The organism is Streptomyces sp. NPDC002669 (assembly GCF_042889165.1).
GTDB lineage: Bacteria > Actinomycetota > Actinomycetes > Streptomycetales > Streptomycetaceae > Streptomyces.
Genome location: NZ_JBIAQQ010000006.1, coordinates 159288 through 175615 on the forward strand (window position 1 = coordinate 159288; position 16328 = coordinate 175615).

At 73.2% G+C, this 16328-nt stretch carries 14 protein-coding genes; 8 read left to right on the forward strand and 6 right to left on the reverse strand.

Annotated elements, in window-relative coordinates:
• Position 1 precedes the first annotated feature (1 nt).
• Together ACFYW1_RS11750 and ACFYW1_RS11755 are read right to left on the reverse strand one after the other, a co-directional pair.
• The gene (locus tag ACFYW1_RS11750; RefSeq protein ID WP_388990784.1) at positions 2-967 is read right to left on the reverse strand and encodes a zf-HC2 domain-containing protein; all 966 of its coding nucleotides are present in this window, start codon (positions 965-967) and stop codon (positions 2-4) included.
• 20 nt (positions 968-987) lie between these two features.
• Complete coding sequence (locus ACFYW1_RS11755; RefSeq protein WP_388990435.1) at positions 988-1590, reverse strand: RNA polymerase sigma factor; 603 nt, start codon at positions 1588-1590, stop codon at positions 988-990.
• 184 nt (positions 1591-1774) lie between these two features.
• On the opposite strand from ACFYW1_RS11755, the gene ACFYW1_RS11760 reads away from it, so the two are divergent.
• Positions 1775-2620 carry a rhomboid-like protein gene (locus tag ACFYW1_RS11760; RefSeq protein WP_388990437.1) on the forward strand — a complete coding sequence of 282 codons (846 nt, stop codon included), beginning with the start codon at positions 1775-1777 and terminating at the stop codon, positions 2618-2620.
• Here ACFYW1_RS11760 and ACFYW1_RS11765 read toward each other — a convergent pair.
• Entirely contained in the window at positions 2535-3377 is an 843-nt protein-coding gene (locus tag ACFYW1_RS11765) for a nucleotidyltransferase (protein ID WP_388990439.1), read from the reverse strand. The genes ACFYW1_RS11760 and ACFYW1_RS11765 overlap by 86 nt on opposite strands.
• A 134-nt stretch (positions 3378-3511) precedes the next feature.
• Here ACFYW1_RS11765 and ACFYW1_RS11770 point away from each other — a divergent pair, with 134 nt between their 5' ends.
• Positions 3512-4576, forward strand: a complete 1065-nt coding sequence (locus ACFYW1_RS11770; protein WP_388990441.1) for a Gfo/Idh/MocA family protein — start codon at positions 3512-3514, stop codon at positions 4574-4576.
• 468 nt (positions 4577-5044) lie between these two features.
• Positions 5045-7465 (forward strand): endopeptidase La, encoded by a 2421-nt coding sequence (gene lon, locus ACFYW1_RS11775; protein ID WP_388990443.1) that lies wholly within the window; start codon positions 5045-5047, stop codon positions 7463-7465.
• Between the two features lie 426 nt (positions 7466-7891).
• Here lon and ACFYW1_RS11780 read toward each other — a convergent pair whose 3' ends face one another.
• Positions 7892-8572 (reverse strand): polysaccharide deacetylase family protein, encoded by a 681-nt coding sequence (locus ACFYW1_RS11780; RefSeq protein ID WP_388990786.1) that lies wholly within the window; start codon positions 8570-8572, stop codon positions 7892-7894.
• 300 nt (positions 8573-8872) lie between these two features.
• Positions 8873-9730 (reverse strand): lysozyme, encoded by an 858-nt coding sequence (locus ACFYW1_RS11785; RefSeq protein WP_388990445.1) that lies wholly within the window; start codon positions 9728-9730, stop codon positions 8873-8875.
• Between the two features lie 239 nt (positions 9731-9969).
• Here ACFYW1_RS11785 and ACFYW1_RS11790 point away from each other — a divergent pair, with 239 nt between their 5' ends.
• Positions 9970-10452: a MarR family winged helix-turn-helix transcriptional regulator gene (locus ACFYW1_RS11790; RefSeq protein WP_388990447.1), complete on the forward strand. Its 483-nt coding sequence runs from the start codon at positions 9970-9972 to the stop codon at positions 10450-10452.
• A 61-nt stretch (positions 10453-10513) separates the two neighbouring features.
• Here the strand turns inward: ACFYW1_RS11790 and ACFYW1_RS11795 are convergent, their stop codons facing one another.
• Entirely contained in the window at positions 10514-11299 is a 786-nt protein-coding gene (locus tag ACFYW1_RS11795; RefSeq protein WP_388990449.1) for a hypothetical protein, read from the reverse strand.
• Between the two features lie 365 nt (positions 11300-11664).
• On the opposite strand from ACFYW1_RS11795, the gene ACFYW1_RS11800 reads away from it, so the two are divergent.
• From ACFYW1_RS11800 to ACFYW1_RS11815, 4 genes are read left to right on the forward strand one after another with little or no spacing between them, the layout of a single operon-like run.
• A complete protein-coding gene (locus tag ACFYW1_RS11800) occupies positions 11665-14733 on the forward strand; it encodes a nitrate- and nitrite sensing domain-containing protein (RefSeq protein WP_388990451.1) in 3069 nt (1022 codons plus the stop codon).
• A complete protein-coding gene (locus tag ACFYW1_RS11805) occupies positions 14730-15209 on the forward strand; it encodes a roadblock/LC7 domain-containing protein (RefSeq protein ID WP_388990453.1) in 480 nt (159 codons plus the stop codon). Before ACFYW1_RS11800 ends, ACFYW1_RS11805 begins: the two co-directional genes overlap by 4 nt.
• Positions 15206-15619, forward strand: coding sequence for a DUF742 domain-containing protein (locus ACFYW1_RS11810; protein ID WP_388990455.1), 414 nt, complete (start codon positions 15206-15208; stop codon positions 15617-15619). The genes ACFYW1_RS11805 and ACFYW1_RS11810 overlap by 4 nt, the downstream gene beginning before the upstream one ends.
• On the forward strand, positions 15600-16250 hold the full coding sequence (locus ACFYW1_RS11815; protein ID WP_388990457.1) for an ATP/GTP-binding protein: 651 nt from the start codon (positions 15600-15602) through the stop codon (positions 16248-16250). The genes ACFYW1_RS11810 and ACFYW1_RS11815 overlap by 20 nt, the downstream gene beginning before the upstream one ends.
• Positions 16251-16328: the final 78 nt, after the last annotated feature.

The window sequence follows — 16328 nt, forward strand, 5'->3', positions numbered from 1 at the left end:
TTCACGACGTCTCCAGATGGTCGAAGGATCTGCGGCGCGCGGCGAGCAGCGCGGCGCACAGCAGCGCCGCCGCGGCCCAGGCGCCCTGTGCGGAGGGACCGGCGAAGTACCGCGCGGCCTCGGCCACCGGTGCCTCGACGACGGGCGGCGAGGCACCGGCGGACAGCACGACGGCAACCGCCCAGGCGGCGGCCACGGACGAGGCGCCGGTGCGGCAGCCGACGTACGAACCGAGCGCGAGCGCCGCCAGCGTCATCGCCAGTCCCGGCAGCAGCCAGGCCGCCGGACCCGGCCCGGCGGCGGACGGGGGCAGCGCCGCCCCGGCGAGGGTGAGCGCCGGGATGCTCACGCCCAGCACCACGGCGGTCCTGGTCAGCAGCAGCCGCAGCCCGCCGGACGGGGTGGCCGCGGCGATCTCGTGCATCGGGTCCGTGTGCCGCCCGTAGGAGACCACGACCCCGGCGAGCGGCAGCACCGGCGCGACGACGAGCAGCAGCGGACGCGCGGCGCCGCCGAGCCCGGCCCCGTACGCCAGGGCGAGGGCCCCGACGGCCACCAGCACCAGCGCCAGCAGCCACGGTCCGCGCAGCGCGGGCCCCGCGGCCCACAGCAGCCGCCCGCCCCGGACCCCCGGCACACCGACGGACGAACGCCCCCGCCCCGCGCGCGGTCCGCGTACGGTACGCAGCAGGCGGCGCACCGGATCCGTACCGCGCCGGGGCGCGGAACGGCGCAGGCCCGCGCCCTCCGGCGCACCGGCCTCCGCCGCCACCGCGGCCAGCACCCCCTCCCGCACCCCGGCCAGCACCGCGGCCGTCTCCCGGCGCGCGCGCACCGCGGCCGAGACCTCCGCCGCGCACCTCCCGCACGTCTCCACGTGCTTCTCCACGGACCAGGCGTCCGTCTCCGGCAGCGCGTTCGCGGCGTACCGCCCGGCCAGTTCCCCGGCCACGTGCCACGGAGCCATGCCGTCACCTCCCGTCGTGGTCATGCCGTGCCCCCCAGCGGCCCGGCCCCCGGCACCGGCAGTTCCAGCGCGGCGCGCAGCTCGCGCCTGGCCCGCATCGCCCGGGACTTGACCGTGCCCTCCGGTATGCCGAGGAGCCGGGCCGTCTCCCGGGTCGTCAGCCCGTCGATCACGGTGGCGCGCAGGACCTCCCGCAGCTCGGGCGAGATCCGGCCGAGCGCCGCGCCCACGTCCCCGTACTCCAGGCCGGCGAGCACCCGCTCCTCGGCGGACGGCGCGGTGGCGGCCCGCTCCTCGTGCCCGGCCCGCTCGGCCCGCACGGCGAGCCGGACACGGGCGTGCGTCCGCTGCGCGTCCACCAGACGGCGCGAGGCGATCACCCACAGCCAGCCGCCGACCTGCGCACCGCGGTGCGAACCGGCGGAGCGCCAGACCGTCACGAACGTGTCCTGGAGCACCTCCCGCACGGTCTCGCCGTCCGCGCACCGCCTGTTCAGCCGGGCGAGCAGCCAGCCGGCGTGCCGGTCGTAGAGCGCCGCCAGCGCTTCCGTGTCCCCGCGGGCGACGGCGCGCAGCAGCGCCTCGTCGTCCCGGTCCTCCCCCGAGGGGTGCAACAGCTTCACACCTCTTCTATCGGGCACCGGGAGCGGACCGGTTCACGGACGGCCCGTGTGTCTCGCGCCATGGACGGGGCGGAGGAGGATCACGGAGGGTGGGGCCCTGCTCCGGGGCCGGCAGGGGTCCGGCACGGATACGGAACGCGTTCGGATCCGGATCCGGGGCTCGTTCGGAAAGGGGCCCCACGCGGTGCATCAGCGTACGGACAGGGCGGTTCGCACGGAGCCCGGGGAGGGCCCCGCCGCTCCTGCGGCCGGGCGGCGCCGGTGGTGGCCGGGGCTGCTGCCGACCCCCACCGGTACCCCGTTCACCTTCGGGTACCTGCCGGTGCTGGTCGCCACGTCCCTCTTCATGGGGTACGCCGATCCCGGCACCGTCTCCGCCGTGCTGCACGGATCGAGCACGGACGTGGCGCACCTCGGCGAACGGCCGCTGCTCGTCCTGGCCGCCGGCGCCCTGTGGGTCGTCGGCGGCCTCGCCTCCCCGTACGTCCTCGGCTTCGCCCTCGTGCTGACCGCGCTGGAACGCCGCATCGGGGGATGGCGCACCGCCGGGGTGTTCCTGCTCGGCCATGTCGTGGCGACGCTCGCCACGGAGATACCGGTCGGGCTGTCCGTGGTGGCCGGCCGGCTGCCGGAGTCGTCCCTGCACCGCCTCGACCACGGCATCAGCTTCGGGCTGATGGCGAGCGTGGGCGCGCTCGCCGGGCTGCTCACCCCGCTGCCGCGGATCTGGGTGCTCGGCGCGGTCGGCGCGATGGTGGTGCGGGACCTGGTCGAGCTGGGCAGCCCGCTCACCGGCTGGGGCCATCTGCTGGCGCTGCTGCTGGGGGTGGCCTGCCGGCCGCTGCTGCGGCGGGCCGTGGCGCGCAGGGGCGCGGGCGGCTTCGGCGGAGGCGCGCTCGGCAGGGGAACGGGCGGCAGGGACGGGCTCGGCGGGGACGCGGTGCTCAGGGGCGTGGTGCCTTCGGTCCGTGCACCGCGAGGTACTCGGCCGCCAGCCACGGAGCGAGATCCTCGACGAGCATCGCGATGACGGCGGGGTCGGCCGACGGGGCGCGCCCGATGCGCGCGGCCGACCGCATCTGCCCGACCCGCTCCGGACGGTCGGCGTAGTAACGGGCGAACACCTCGGCCGACTCCGTCAGATCACTGGTCCAGCCGCCCCACCGCGGCATCACGAGGGTGAAGCCGGAACGGACGAGCCGGCGGGCCACTCCGCGGCTGAGGTGCCGGCGCTCGGTGTCCGTGGCGGCTTCGGCGGCCCTCCGCCGCCACCGGGGGAGCAGCAGATGGAGGTCCCCGTTGGTCTCCCGGGCCAGCCGGCCGGTCGGGCGGTAGGACGGCAACCGCTGGGCGAGGTCCTCGCCCAGCAGCGGCGTGCAGAGGCAGGCGACGAAGAAGCCGAGGTCGTCGCGTTCGAGCTCACCGGTGAGCGTCCCGACGTCGGAGAGGAGGACGCCGACCCCGTCGATCCGGTCGGACGAGGCGTCCAGATCGGCCTCGACGGCGCGGGCCGCGGCCTCGTCCGCCGGGGTGGGCGCCTCGTGCAGCGCCAGCAGCAGGTCCAGGTCGGAGACACCGGGCACGGCCGTGCCCCGCGGGATGCTGCCGTAGACGTACGCGCTGTGCAGCCGCGTGCCGTCGAACGCCACGGAGATCCGGGACCGGGCCGCCGCCACCACGGGGGCGAACACCGCGGACACCCGGCTCAGCGAGCCCTCCCGCCGGATCGTCCCGTCCTCGCCCAGCCCCCGGTCCCCGTTGCCGCCACCGCCGTTGTCGTCGTCCATGGGGGCACTGTGCCCGGTGCCTCGTGCGGAGCCGAACGATTTTCCGCGTGTGTCGGGCAGGGGCGTGCACGCGCCGGGCAGGACGGCCGGAAAAGGCTTGGTGCGGGCGGGCGGTGCCAGGAGAGCATGCGCGTATGCGCGTTGCCGTGATCGGGTTGGGGATGGGGCTGTACCTGGCGGGCTGGTGCCGGCGGGTGGGCATGGAGGTGGTGGCCGCCTGCGACCGGGAGGCCGGACGCCTGGAGGCGGCGCGGGAGGAACTGCCGGGAGCGGTGCTCACCGACCGGTGGGAGGACCTGCTGGACCTCCCCCTGGACGGGATCGTCCTGGCCGACGACTTCGACGCGCACGCCCCGTTGGCCATCGCGTTCCTGGAGCGGGGCGTGCACGTGCTCTCCGAGTGCGCGGCCTGCGTGGACGAGGAGGAGGGCCGGCGGCTGGTCGAGGCGGCGGAGCGGTCCACCGCTACCTACTCCTTCGCCGAGAACTACGTCCTCCACCCGCACGTCCGGCTGCTCCGGCAGGCGATCGGGGCCGGGGAGCTGGGCCGGGTCGACCTGATCGAGGCCGACTACCTGCACGGCATGTCGCCGCAGGACGTCCACGCGCTGATCGGCGACCCCGGCAGCTGGCGCGGCCGCATCTCCGCCACGGCGTACTGCACGCACACCGTCTCGCCGGTGCTGGCCCTCACGGACGCCTGGCCGGTGGAGGTGTCCGCGTTCCGGGCGCACGAGGCGGACCCGGCCCGGGCCGTCGTCATGACCGTCCGGCTGTCCACCGGTGCGCTGGCCGTGACCCGCCACGGCTTCCTCCAGGGCGAGCCCGACAGCCACTGGAGCTGGCTGTCCGTCCGCGGCACCCGGGCGCTGGCCGAGTCCGTGCGCGCGTCGGGCGAGCGGTCCTGGTCCGTCCGCGTCCGGGCGGAGGGCTGGACCCGGGACGACGGCGTCGCGCACGAGGAGGAGCGGGTCGCGCCGCCCCTCACCCTGGACGGTCGGCCGGTGGAGCGACGGGCCGAGGGCACGGTGCGCGTCCTCCAGGGATTCCGGGCCACGGTGGAACGCGGGGAGCCGCCGCTGGTCCCGGTGCGGCCCGCGGTGGCCGCGTCGCTGGTCGGCGTGGCCGGTGCGGAATCGCTGAGGAACGGTTCGCGCCCGGTGCCGGTGCCGGACTTCTCCCCGGCCGCCGCGGAGTGACGGACCCGGCACGCGCATCCCTCCGGCGGCGCGCGGGCGGCCGGGCGCGCACCTGTCGGTCCGGCCGGACGAGCATGGCGTCCCCGGCGTCCGCCGCTGCCCGGAAGAACGGAACCAGCGCCTGGTAGTGGCTGGTCACGTGGTCGAGCGACTCGCCGCGCTCCCGGGCGACGGCGGGGTGGACGACGAACCCCCGGGCCCGCTCGGGGTCACGGAGCGCGCGATCCGGTTCGGCGGGTGTCAGGCGGGCGTACTCCCCGATCATGCTCATGGCCGGATGCCGGATGCCGGATGCCGGATGCCGGGGACGGGTACTGACGGCGGGGCGTGCGCGGGCCGGCCGTGCGAGGTCCATTGGTTCTGGACGGCTACCGGATGATCGCTCAGAGCGAACACTTCCCGGGGAACAATGGACGGCTCAGGAGCATTGAGTCTGCATAGCTCAACTTGACTGCCGAAGGGGAGATCATGGCTATCGATTCCAATGCGGTCACTCCGCTCGCCCTGCCCGTGCTGCCGCTCGACGACGAGGTCGTGCTGCCCGGGATGGTGGTGCCTCTGGACCTGTCCGACACCGATGTACGCGCCGCGGTGGAGGCCGCGCAGGCCGCAGCCCGGGACGGCGGGGGCAAGCCCGAGGTGCTCCTGGTGCCGCGGATCGACGGCACGTACACCGGCACCGGTGTGATCGGCACCGTCGAGCAGGTCGGACGGCTTTCGGACGGAGATCCGGGCGCGCTCATCCGCGGCCGGGGCCGGGTGCGGATCGGGGCCGGGACCAGCGGGCCGGGCGGAGCGCTGTGGGTGGAGGGGACCAGGGTCGACGCGGTCGTCCCCGACCCGCTTCCCGGCGCCGCCGCCGAGCTGGTCAAGGAGTACAAGGCGCTCGCCACCAGCTGGCTGAAGAAGCGCGGTGCCTGGCAGGTCGTGGACCGGGTCCAGCAGATCGAGGACATCTCCGCGCTCGCCGACAATTCCGGTTACTCCCCCTTCCTCACCACCGCCCAGAAGGTGCAGCTCCTGGAGACCACGGACCCGGTCGCCCGGCTGAGGCTCGCCATCCAGTGGCTCGGCGAGCACCTCGCCGAGCAGGACGTCGCCGAGTCCATCGCCAAGGACGTCCAGGAGGGCGTCGACAAGCAGCAGCGCGAGTTCCTGCTGCGGCGCCAGCTCGACGCCGTGCGCAAGGAGCTCGCCGAACTCAACGGCGACCCGGAGGACGAGTCCGACGACTACCGGGCCCGCGTCGAGGCCGCCGACCTCCCCGAGCACGTCCGCGAGGCCGCGCTCAAGGAGGTCGAGAAGCTGGAACGCTCCTCCGACCAGAGCCCCGAGGGCTCCTGGATCAGGACCTGGCTCGACACCGTCCTCGAACTGCCGTGGACCGAGCGGACCGAGGACGCCTACGACATCCGCGGCGCCCAGCAGGTGCTCGACGCCGAGCACGCCGGACTCCAGGACGTGAAGGAACGCATCACCGAGTACCTGGCCGTGCGCAAGCGGCGTTCCGACCGCGGCCTCGGGGTCGTCGGCGGGCGGCGCGGCGGTGCCGTGCTGGCACTGGTGGGCCCGCCCGGCGTGGGCAAGACCTCGCTCGGCGAGTCCGTCGCGCACGCCATGGGCCGCAAGTTCGTCCGCGTCGCCCTCGGCGGAGTGCGGGACGAGGCGGAGATCCGGGGCCACCGGCGCACGTACGTGGGCGCCCTGCCGGGACGCATCGTCCGGGCGATCAAGGAGGCCGGTTCGATGAACCCGGTCGTCCTGCTCGACGAGATCGACAAGGTCGGCTCCGACTTCCGGGGCGACCCGGCCGCGGCCCTCCTCGAAGTCCTCGACCCGGCGCAGAACCACACCTTCCGCGACCACTACCTGGAGGTCGAACTCGACCTCAGCGACGTGGTCTTCCTCGCCACGGCCAATGTGCTCGAAGCGATTCCGGAGGCCCTGCTCGACCGCATGGAGTTGGTCAGGCTCGACGGCTACACCGAGGACGAGAAGGTCGTCATCGCCCGCGACCACCTGCTCCCGCGCCAGCTGGAACGGGCCGGTCTGGAGAAGGACGAGGTCGCGCTCGACGAGTCCGCGCTGCGCAAGCTGGCCGGCGAGTACACCCGCGAGGCGGGCGTACGGAACCTGGAACGGGCCGTCGCCCGGCTGCTCCGCAAGATCGCGGCCCAGCACGAACTGGGCGACCGGGAACTGCCGTTCACGGTCACCGAGGCGGACCTGCGGGGTCTGATCGGGCGCCCGCACCACGTCCCGGAGTCCGCCCAGGACCCGGCCGAGCGCCGGACGTCGGTGCCGGGCGTGGCAACCGGACTCGCGGTGACCGGCGCCGGCGGCGACGTGCTCTTCGTGGAGGCGTCGCTCGCCGACCCGGAGACCGGGGCGTCCGGACTGACCCTCACCGGTCAGCTCGGCGACGTGATGAAGGAGTCCGCGCAGATCGCGCTGAGCTTCCTGCGGTCGCACGGCGCGGAACTGGAACTGCCGGTCGCGGACCTGAAGGACCGCGGCGTGCACATCCACTTCCCGGCGGGCGCGGTCCCGAAGGACGGCCCGAGCGCCGGCATCACCATGACGACGGCGCTGGCCTCGCTGCTCTCCGGGCGGCTGGTCCGTACGGACGTGGCGATGACCGGTGAGGTCTCGCTGACCGGACGGGTGCTGCCGATCGGCGGCCTGAAGCAGAAGCTGCTGGCCGCGCACCGGGCCGGGATCACCACCGTGGTGATCCCGAAGCGGAACGAGGCCGACCTGGACGACGTGCCCGCCGAGGTCCTGGACACGCTGGAGGTCCACCCGGTGACGGACGTCCGCCAGGTGCTGGAGATCGCCCTGGCCCCGGCCTCGGCCCGGACCGACGGGAGGATCCCGGCCGCGGCGTGACCGCCACGGCGTGACGGACGCGGCGTCACGCGCGCGACCGGTACGGACGGCCCGCCCCCCGGCAACGGGAGGGCGGGCCGTTCTCGTACTCCCGTACGCCCCGCACGTCCCGTACGCCCCGCACGTCCCGTACGCCCCGCACGCCTCAAGCCCCCGCGAGCAGCCCGAGCGGTTCCGGCAGCCGGCCGCGTCCAAGCCGAACCACGACGGCTCGGAGCCGTACTCCGTTCACGCCGGACGCCCCGACGGCCGGGAGCGCCCCGGCCCATCGGCCCCGGCGACGGCCGCTGCCGGGTGTACCCGGCGACCGACGGGAAGACCGTGGTCCGGGCGGCGTTCGGCGGCACCGGGATCGAACACGGGGCACGGAGCACGAAGGCGGGCCCCGGCGCACGGACGCCGGGGCCCCGTCCGGTGCGGTCCGGCTCAGGGGCGGTAGATGGTGCCGGGGACCGGCTCGGCGGGCGCCATCAGCTGGGGGACGGTGACGAAGGTGTAGCCCTGCTTCTTCAGCGCGTCGATGATGCCCGGCACCGCGGGCACCGTGCCCTTGTAGATGTCGTGCAGCAGGATGACGCCGTCCTTGCTCGCCTGGTCCAGGATGCGCTTCTTGATCAGCGCCGAGTCGTTCGTGGAGAAGTCCTTCGCGGTGGCGCTCCACAGGATCTGGGAGAGCCCCAGGTCCTTGCTGATCTCCGAGACGGTGTCGTCGGTGCGGCCCTGCGGCGGGCGCATCAGCCGCGGCTTCTTGCCGGTTATCGCCGCTATCGCGTCCTGGGTCTTCTCCAGCTCGGCGCGTATCTCGTCCGGTTCCCGGTCCGTCAGGACCTGGTGGGTCCAGGTGTGGTTGGCCACCTCGTGCCCCTCGGCGGCGAGCCTGCGCACCATGTCGGGGTGCTTCTTGACGTGGTTCTTGCCCAGCAGGAAGAAGGTCGCGTGGACCTTCTTCTCCTTGAGGATGTCCAGCAGGCGCGGGGTGTACTGGCCGGGGCCGGCGTCGAAGGTCAGGGCTATGCACTTCGCCTTGCGGCAGTCCACCGGGCCGAAGGATCCCTTGGCGTCGGAACCCGCGTCGTCACGTGCCGAGCCCGGTGCGGTGGTCTCCATGGAGCAGCCGCTCAGCGTCAGAGTGAGGGCCGTCACAAGGGCGGCGACCAACCCCGTACCGATCGACTTCGTCTTCAGGGACAAGGCGGTTCACTCCTCCATGGCTGTGCGGGCACACGTTTGTGCGACGGAGGAGGACTATACACATGCTGTATACAGCGGGTTCATAGGGGGTCCGTCCGGCGGGCCGGAGGGGAAACGCCTGGTGGGCCGGGGGACGGCGATGCCCCGGTGACCGGGTGGGTCACCGGGGCGTGGCGGTGCGGGGAGGTACGCCGCGCGGCTCGCGGCGGGTCGGGATCAGCCGTTGGCGAGCGCCTGGAGGCGGTCGTAGGCGCCGTTGAAGCGGTCGTGGTCACCGACGTAGGGGCCGGACGAGGTGTACTGCCACATCGTGTAGAAGCCCCAGCCGGCCGGGAGTTCGCCGACGGTGGAGTTGTAGCGGGCCACCCACAGCGGGTTGGTGGTGCCGAAGCTGCTGTTGTTGCCGGTGCAGGTCTTCCACCAGCTGGTCGCGGTGTAGATGACCGCGTCACGGCCGGTGCGCGCCTTGTACCGGTTCACGAAGTCGCGGATCCAGGAGACCATGCCGGCCTGGGTCTTGCCGTAGCACTGGTCGCCGTACGGGTTCCACTCGATGTCGAGCACGCCGGGCAGCGTCTTGCCGTCCCGTGACCAGCCGCCCCCGTTGTTCACGAAGTAGTCGGCCTGGGTGGCGCCGCTCGTGGTGTTCGGGGTGGCGAAGTGGTACGAGCCCCGGATCATGCCCACGTTGTACGAGCCGTTGTACTGCTGCGCGAAGTACTCGTTCTTGTAGTACGTGCCCTCGGTGGCCTTGACGTAGGCCCACCGTACGCCGCTGTTCCAGAGCGTCGACCAGGCGACGTTGCCCTGGTGGCCGGAGACGTCGACGCCTTCGGTCTGGGTGGCGAGGGTGTTGACCGACCCGCTGTCCTGCTTGCTCTGGCCGTCGTGGGCGATGACGCCCATGCCCATGGTGGCCGCGCCGCGGGCGGGCTTCTTGGCGGCCCGGTCGTGGTCGGCGGCGCTTGCCGCGCCCGGCAGGGCGATGAGGAGGGAGAGGGCCGCGAGCAGGGTTCCGGCCGCGGCGAGACGGGGGCGACGGGACTTTCCGGACGTGGATCTGAGCACCGGCATGGGAGTGCCTCCGAGGACGTGGTGGGGGGACGCGCTGATCCCAGGGGGCGCGCTGCGACCCCTGCCGCATGTCATGGTGTGAACATGCCAGGCATGACTCTACGCACGTAGAAACGCGCTGCGGAAGAGGTACCGGGCGCCGTCGTTGGTCTACGCCTGCGAAATACTGGCCGAGCTGCGGTGATGACCAGCGGCGAAAGAATTTTTCAGCAGCGGGAAAGCTCACGAGGGGTGTTGACGTGCACGGGAGCGAAAGCGGTAGTGAACGCGGCGCGACCGGGGAAAGTGGTGTGGACCACGCATTCCTCGCTCTGGAACGCGAGTTGGCCGTCTTTCTGCGCCGGGCGCGGGCCAATTCCGGGGAGATGGCGCGCGAGGTCCATCCGGAGCTGGAATCCGCCGCGTACGGACTCCTCGTCCGGCTGGAGTCGGCGGGGCAGCAGCGGGCCACCGATCTCGCGGCCTACTTCGGGGTGGGCAAGGCGACGATGAGCCGTCAACTGCGGGCCCTGGAGGGCCTCGGGCTGGTGGCGCGCGAGCCCGACCCGGCCGACGGCCGGGCCTTCCTCGTCCACCTCACCGCCGAGGGGCTGGCCCGCTACCGCAGCGTGCGCGACGCCCGCCGCGAGCGCTACGTCCGCAAGCTCGACGACTGGGACCGGGCCGAGGTGGCCGAACTGGCCCGGCTGCTGCACCAGTTGAACGCCCGCGCCGAGGAGTGACGCCGGGGCGGGACGGTCGCCGCCACCGATCAGGCCCCCGGACTCGGGTTCTTCGGGCCCGTCACAGCACCGCGTAGAGCGCCGTCGCGTCGTCATGGATCTTGCCGCGGACCGGACGCGTACGCTCCGTCTCCCCGCCCTCCAGGGCCCGCACCCGGTCGATCAGCCCCTGGGCCCCTTCCTTGCGCAGCACTTCGAGGCAGTCCGCCCAGTCGCCCTCGTGGAACATCTCCGTCCAACGGGCCGCCCCGTCGGTCAGCGCGGCCAGCGCCCGTACCCGGCCGGCGGGGGTGTGGCCGGTGACCGCGCGGTCCGCCACGGAGGGGTCGGCGGCGGCGGTGAAGAAGCCGCCCTCCTTGTTCCGCACCCGGGCGTCCGCGATCGCGGCACTGGCCAGCGAACCCGGCGGCAGGCGATCGAGCCGGTCGTCGAGCAGGGGGCGCACGGTTCCGTCGTGCGCTTCGAGCAGCAGTACGGAATCGGAGAGCACCAGGTGCTCGACCCCGCCCTCGTCCCAGCGGGCCATGACGACCGTCGCCTGAGGCGTGCGGACGTGAGAAAGGTCACATGAGGTGCGGTGCGCGTCGGCGGTACGCCGAATGGACGTGGCCAGAATCTCCTGGAGGGTCAGATCCCGCCGCGAACCGGACAGTTCGACCAGGGCCCCGCCCAGCCGCGCGGTGAACCAGGGGACCGAGTGCACACAACCGTCGTCGTCCGGAGGAGGAGTCACCCCGTCGAGCAGGACCAGCGCCCCACCCTGCCCGGACGCGGGCAGTGCGGTGGCGGCCCAGTCCTCGTTCGGACGTTCCGGGCTGCCGGCGGCGGTGGCCAGGTCGATGCGCATGCGGCCAGTCTGCACGATGCCTTCACGAAGCCCGCATCAGGCCGATATTGGCCTGTACCAGCAGGTCAGGGTTGTGCCTGGGCGGAAGGAAAGCCTCCGTCCGGCGTGCGGGCGGGCATCCTGCCAAAGCCCGCGCGGAAGTTCCAACCGGCGGATCGCGGGTATCCGAGAAGGTTTGAAAGGAAACTTGTTTGCTAACTCTGGAGTGATGTTCACTCGTTCAGGTGGCGGAGTGGTTGATGCGCGCCCCCCTCTCAAAAGCACTGGAATGGTCAGAAGCCGTACCAGGGGTCGGGACGCTCATCACGTGTGACCGTGCGTCACCTCTGCTTCAAGGGCGGACGAGTACAAGATTGCGAGCACCGGTGCAGAAGAAGCGGCCTCGGAGCAAGGGCAGCAGGCACGGCGATTCCGGGGTCACGCCGCCGGAAGCCGCCGGGAGCGGGAGCACCAGGCGCCCCGTGCGCGTACGGAGCCGGCTGGTCGCCGGTGTCGCCGTCGTCGGCATCACCGTCATCGCCGCGGGCGCCCCGGCGATCCTCACCGCCTCCTCCGTGCTGAACGATTCACAACGGCTGGTCACCCTCGCCGAGCTGAACCAGCAGGCCATCGCCCTCGCCCACGCCCTCGCGGACGAGCGCGACGAGGTCACCGCCCACATCGCGGCGGGCCGGGACGAGAAGTCCGGCCCGGCGTCGGACGGCGAGGACGGTGCCGACAGCCGCAGCGCCCGCGTCGACCAGCAGGTCGACGAGATCAGGGACGCGGCCCCGGCCGCACTGCGCCGCGACCTCTCCACCATCCCCTCCCTGCGCCGTGACGCGCTCGGCGGCAAGGGCACGGCACTGGACGCCCACCGGGCGTACTCCGAGGTCATCGCCAAACTCCACGACCTCGCCGACGAACTCGCCGAGAAGACCCCGCCGCGCGCGGCCGACGCCACCCGCGCCCCGCTCGCCCTCGGGCAGGCCACCGAGCAGGCGTCCGCCACCCGGGGCCTGCTGATCGCCGCGCTCTCGGTGCCCCGGCCGGTCACGACCCCGCAGCTGGACCCGATCACCGGCCTGCCGGTCCAGCCCCAGGACGGGAGCGGCGACAAGAACGGGCGCGTCCGCGACGAGCTGAGCGCCGCCGCCCAGCAGTCCCGGGTCCGCGAACTCGCCGCGCTCGCGGACTTCGACCAGGCCGCGGGCTCCACCGCCCGCGACAAGCTGTCGTCCACCGTCACCGGGCCCGAGGTCAACAGCGCGGAGAAGTACCTCAACACCCTCACCGACCGCCCCGAGCTGTCGGAATCGGACCTGCGGACCAGCCGCAAGAAGGCCCGGGCGGCACTCTCCGCCCGGGTCGACCGGATGCGGAGCGTCGAGTCCGCCCTCGGCACCCAGCAGGTGCGGCGCCTGGAGCAGCTGCGCGACGACGACGTCACCGCGCTCGAACTGCGCATCGCGCTGCTCGGTGGCTGCCTGCTGATCGCGGTCGGCGTCTCCACGGCGGTGGCCCGCACCCTCACCCAGCCGCTCGCCGTCCTGCGGATCGGCGCCGCCCGCCTCGCCGCGGAGCCCGAGACCGCCGAGCCGATCCGCTACACCGGCCGCAACGACGAGTTCGCCCAGGTCGTGGGGTCCCTCAACAGCCTGCACGACAGGCTCCGGGGGCTCCTCCAGGAGTTCAACGGCCGCTTCGAGGAACTGCGGACCGAGCGCGCCGAACTGGTCGCCGGGCGCGAGGCCCTCGACGTCCAGCGCGCCGAGCTCCAGGCGCGGACCGCCGACCTCACCGCCCAGCTGAAGCGGCTGGAGCACACGGTCCACCACACCTTCGTCAACCTCTCGCTGCGCACCCTCGGCCTCGTCGAGCGCCAGCTCGGCGTCATCGAGAGCCTGGAGGAGCGGGAGCACGACCCGGAGCGGCTCGCGACCCTCTTCAAGCTCGACCACATGGCCACCGTCATGCGCAGGCACAGCGAGAACATGCTGGTCCTCGCGGGCACCGAGCACAGCCACGGACACGCGGGACCGATCCCGCTGGTCGACGTGGCGCGCGCGGCCGTCTCCGAGATCGAGCGGTACGAGCGGGTCACGATCCAGTCCCTGCCCCCGCACGCCCAGATCGCCGGTTTCGCCGCCGACGACCTCAGCCACCTCGTCGCCGAACTCCTGGAGAACGCGACCTCCTTCTCGCCGCCCGACTCCCACGTCCAGCTCTCCGGCTGGCTGCTGGAGAGCGGCGAGGTGATGCTCTCCGTCCAGGACGAGGGCATCGGGATGTCGCCCGAGCGGATGGCCGAACTCAACGCCCGCCTCGGCGACCCCGCGCTGTTCGACTCGGCCGAGCAGGACGGCGAGGGCGCACCGGAGGCCGGGCTCGGTCTCCGGGTCGCCTCCCTGCTGGCCGCGCGCCACGGCGTACGGGTCCAGCTGCGCGAGCACAAGGGCAGCGGGGTGACGGCCGTCGTCGTCCTGCCCGAGGCCCTGCTGCCGAAGGCCCCGCCGGCCGCCGTGCCGCCGCCGGTCCAGGTCCCGGGCGAGGCGCCCGCGCTGAACCTGCCGGGTTCGGTCGCCGAGGCCAACTCCAACGCGCTGCCGGGAGGACGCGAGGCGGCCCGCTCCGGCGACCCGCTGATCGAGGCCGCAGAGCGGGCGATCCGCGCCTCGGGCGTCGACGGGCCGAGCGCCGAAGAGGCAGTCACCGAAGAGGCAGTCGCCGAAGAGACGGCTGCCGACGAGCCGGGCGCCGATGAGGCGAGCGCCGATGAGGCGAGCGCGGAGGAGCCGGGCGCCGGCACGGAGGCCGTGGCCGGCACCGAGCCCGCCCCCGAGTCCGAATCCGAGACCACGATGCAGGTCCGGCTCCCGGTCGCCCGGGCTGCCGCTCCCGCCCCGCCGGACCCCGCGGCCGCTCCTGCGGCCGGTGCGTCCGGCCCGTACACCATCGGCCCCGACCGCCACGAGCGCACCGCGGACGAGGCCCCGGAGCCGGCCACCTCACCGGCTCCCGCACCCACGACCGTGGCCGAAGCCCTGCCCGGCCCCCGGCGCCCGGAACCGGAGCCGGAACAGGAGCAGGAGGAGGACCGGTCGCGGGCGACGGCCGAACGCCTCACGGACAAGGGGCTGCCCAAGCGCACCCCCAAGATCGTCAAACCCGCCACGGAACCCGCCGCCGAGCGCAAGGGAACCCTGGACAAGGAGGCGCTGCGCCGTCGGCTCGGCGGCTTCCACCAGGGCGCGAAGGACGGCCGCAGGGATGTCGAGGCGGAGATCGCCGAATTCACGGCGACCGGGTCGTTCCCGGTGGCCGCCGCACCCGGCGGGGGTTCCGCACACCCCGGGCGCGGCGAGAGCGACCGCGGTGTGACCGACCGCGGCACTGTCCGAAACGACCAGACGACGGATGAGACGGGGGACACAGTCGAGGAGGCACACAGTTGACTGCGCCCAGCACGCTCGGGCTGAGCACCGAGGCCCGGAACCTTCACTGGCTGCTGAGCAATCTGGTGGAGGAGGTGCCAGGGGTCCACTCGGTCACCGTCGTCTCGTCCGACGGGCTGATGCTGCTCTCCTCCGACCCCGGCCACCTGGTCACCCGGCCCGGGGGCCCGCAGGACGGGCCCAGGGGCTCCAGCGCGGACCTCGCGACCGTCGTCTCCGGCATCGGCAGCCTCACCATCGGCGCCGCCGGGCTGATGGACGGCGGTGGCGTCAAACAAACCATGGTCGCCATGGACGAGGGCAGCGTCTTCGTCATGTCGATCAGCGACGGATCGCTGCTCGGGGTGCACGCCACACCGGACTGCGACATGAGCGTCATCGCGTACCACATGGCCCTCTTCGTCGGCCGGGCCGGACACGTACTCACCCCCGAACTCCGCAGTGAGCTGCGCAAGTCGATGGAGGGTGCCGAGTGAAGCCCGTCGCCGAAACCGCCCGCAGGCTCCCCGTCCGCGGCGCCGACCGCAGGCCCGCACGGGTCCGCCCGTACTCGCTCACCGGTGGCCGCACCCGCTTCGGCCACGTCCTGCTCGTGGAGACCTTCGTCGCCGCGCTCGAAGCGCCCGAGGAGCGCCGCGAGCTGCCCCAGGGCAACGGGTCCGCCCGCCTCATGCCGGAGCTGCGGGCCATCGTCGAAATCTGCCGCCGGATGCGTACCGTCGCGGAGATCTCGGCCCTGTTGAAGATGCCGCTCGGTGTGGTCCGGGTGCTGCTCAGCGACTTGGCCGACCAAGGAAAGATCCGCGTGTACGGGACCGGTCACGGCACCGGCCAGCCCGACCGCGCACTGCTCGAAAGGGTGCTCAATGGCCTCCGTCGTCTCTGAGTCGCCGCTCTTCACCCCTCGTCAGCCGGGCACCGGCAACCAGGCCGAGGAAGCGCCGCAGGCATGGCAACTGGACCACACCAGGGCCCCCGTCGCCACGAAGATCGTGGTCGCGGGAGGCTTCGGCGTGGGCAAGACGACCTTCGTCGGATCGGTCTCCGAGATCACCCCGCTGAAGACCGAAGCGCTGATGACGCAGGCCAGCGAGGAGACCGACGACCTCTCCGCCACGCCCGACAAGATCACCACGACTGTCGCGATGGACTTCGGCCGGCTCACGCTCGACGACGACCTCGTGCTGTACGTGTTCGGCACCCCCGGCCAGCAGCGCTTCTGGTTCATGTGGGACGACCTGGTGCGCGGCGCGATCGGGGCGGTGGTGCTCGCCGACACCCGGCGGCTCGCCGACTGCTTCCCCGCACTCGACTACTTCGAGAGCTGCGGCCTGCCGTACATCGTCGCCGTCAACCACTTCGAGGGAACAACGGCGTTCGAGGAGGCGGACGTCAGGGAGGCCCTGACGGTACCGCCGCACGTACCCGTCGTGATCATGGACGCGCGCAACAGGATCACGGTCGTCGAGTCGCTGCTGGCCCTCGTCGGCCACGCCCTCGACGCCACCCCGGCCTGACCCGGCCCGAAGCCCGGCCCGGGCTCGCGGGGCCCGGGCCGGGCCCTTCGGCCCCGTTCCCGGCCCCCGCCCGGCTCG

What these genes read in the sequence shown, in the direction of transcription:
- ACFYW1_RS11780 (WP_388990786.1), bottom strand. Translation starts at nt 8,572, where the DNA reads ATGGAGACCACCGCACCGGGCTCGGCACGTGACGACGCGGGTTCCGAC.
- ACFYW1_RS11765 (WP_388990439.1), bottom strand. Translation starts at nt 3,377, where the DNA reads ATGGACGACGACAACGGCGGTGGCGGCAACGGGGACCGGGGGCTGGGC.
- lon (WP_388990443.1), top strand. Translation starts at nt 5,045, where the DNA reads ATGGCTATCGATTCCAATGCGGTCACTCCGCTCGCCCTGCCCGTGCTG.
- ACFYW1_RS11815 (WP_388990457.1), top strand. Translation starts at nt 15,600, where the DNA reads ATGGCCTCCGTCGTCTCTGAGTCGCCGCTCTTCACCCCTCGTCAGCCG.
- ACFYW1_RS11770 (WP_388990441.1), top strand. Translation starts at nt 3,512, where the DNA reads ATGCGCGTTGCCGTGATCGGGTTGGGGATGGGGCTGTACCTGGCGGGC.
- ACFYW1_RS11785 (WP_388990445.1), bottom strand. Translation starts at nt 9,730, where the DNA reads ATGCCGGTGCTCAGATCCACGTCCGGAAAGTCCCGTCGCCCCCGTCTC.
- ACFYW1_RS11795 (WP_388990449.1), bottom strand. Translation starts at nt 11,299, where the DNA reads ATGCGCATCGACCTGGCCACCGCCGCCGGCAGCCCGGAACGTCCGAAC.
- ACFYW1_RS11750 (WP_388990784.1), bottom strand. Translation starts at nt 967, where the DNA reads ATGGCTCCGTGGCACGTGGCCGGGGAACTGGCCGGGCGGTACGCCGCG.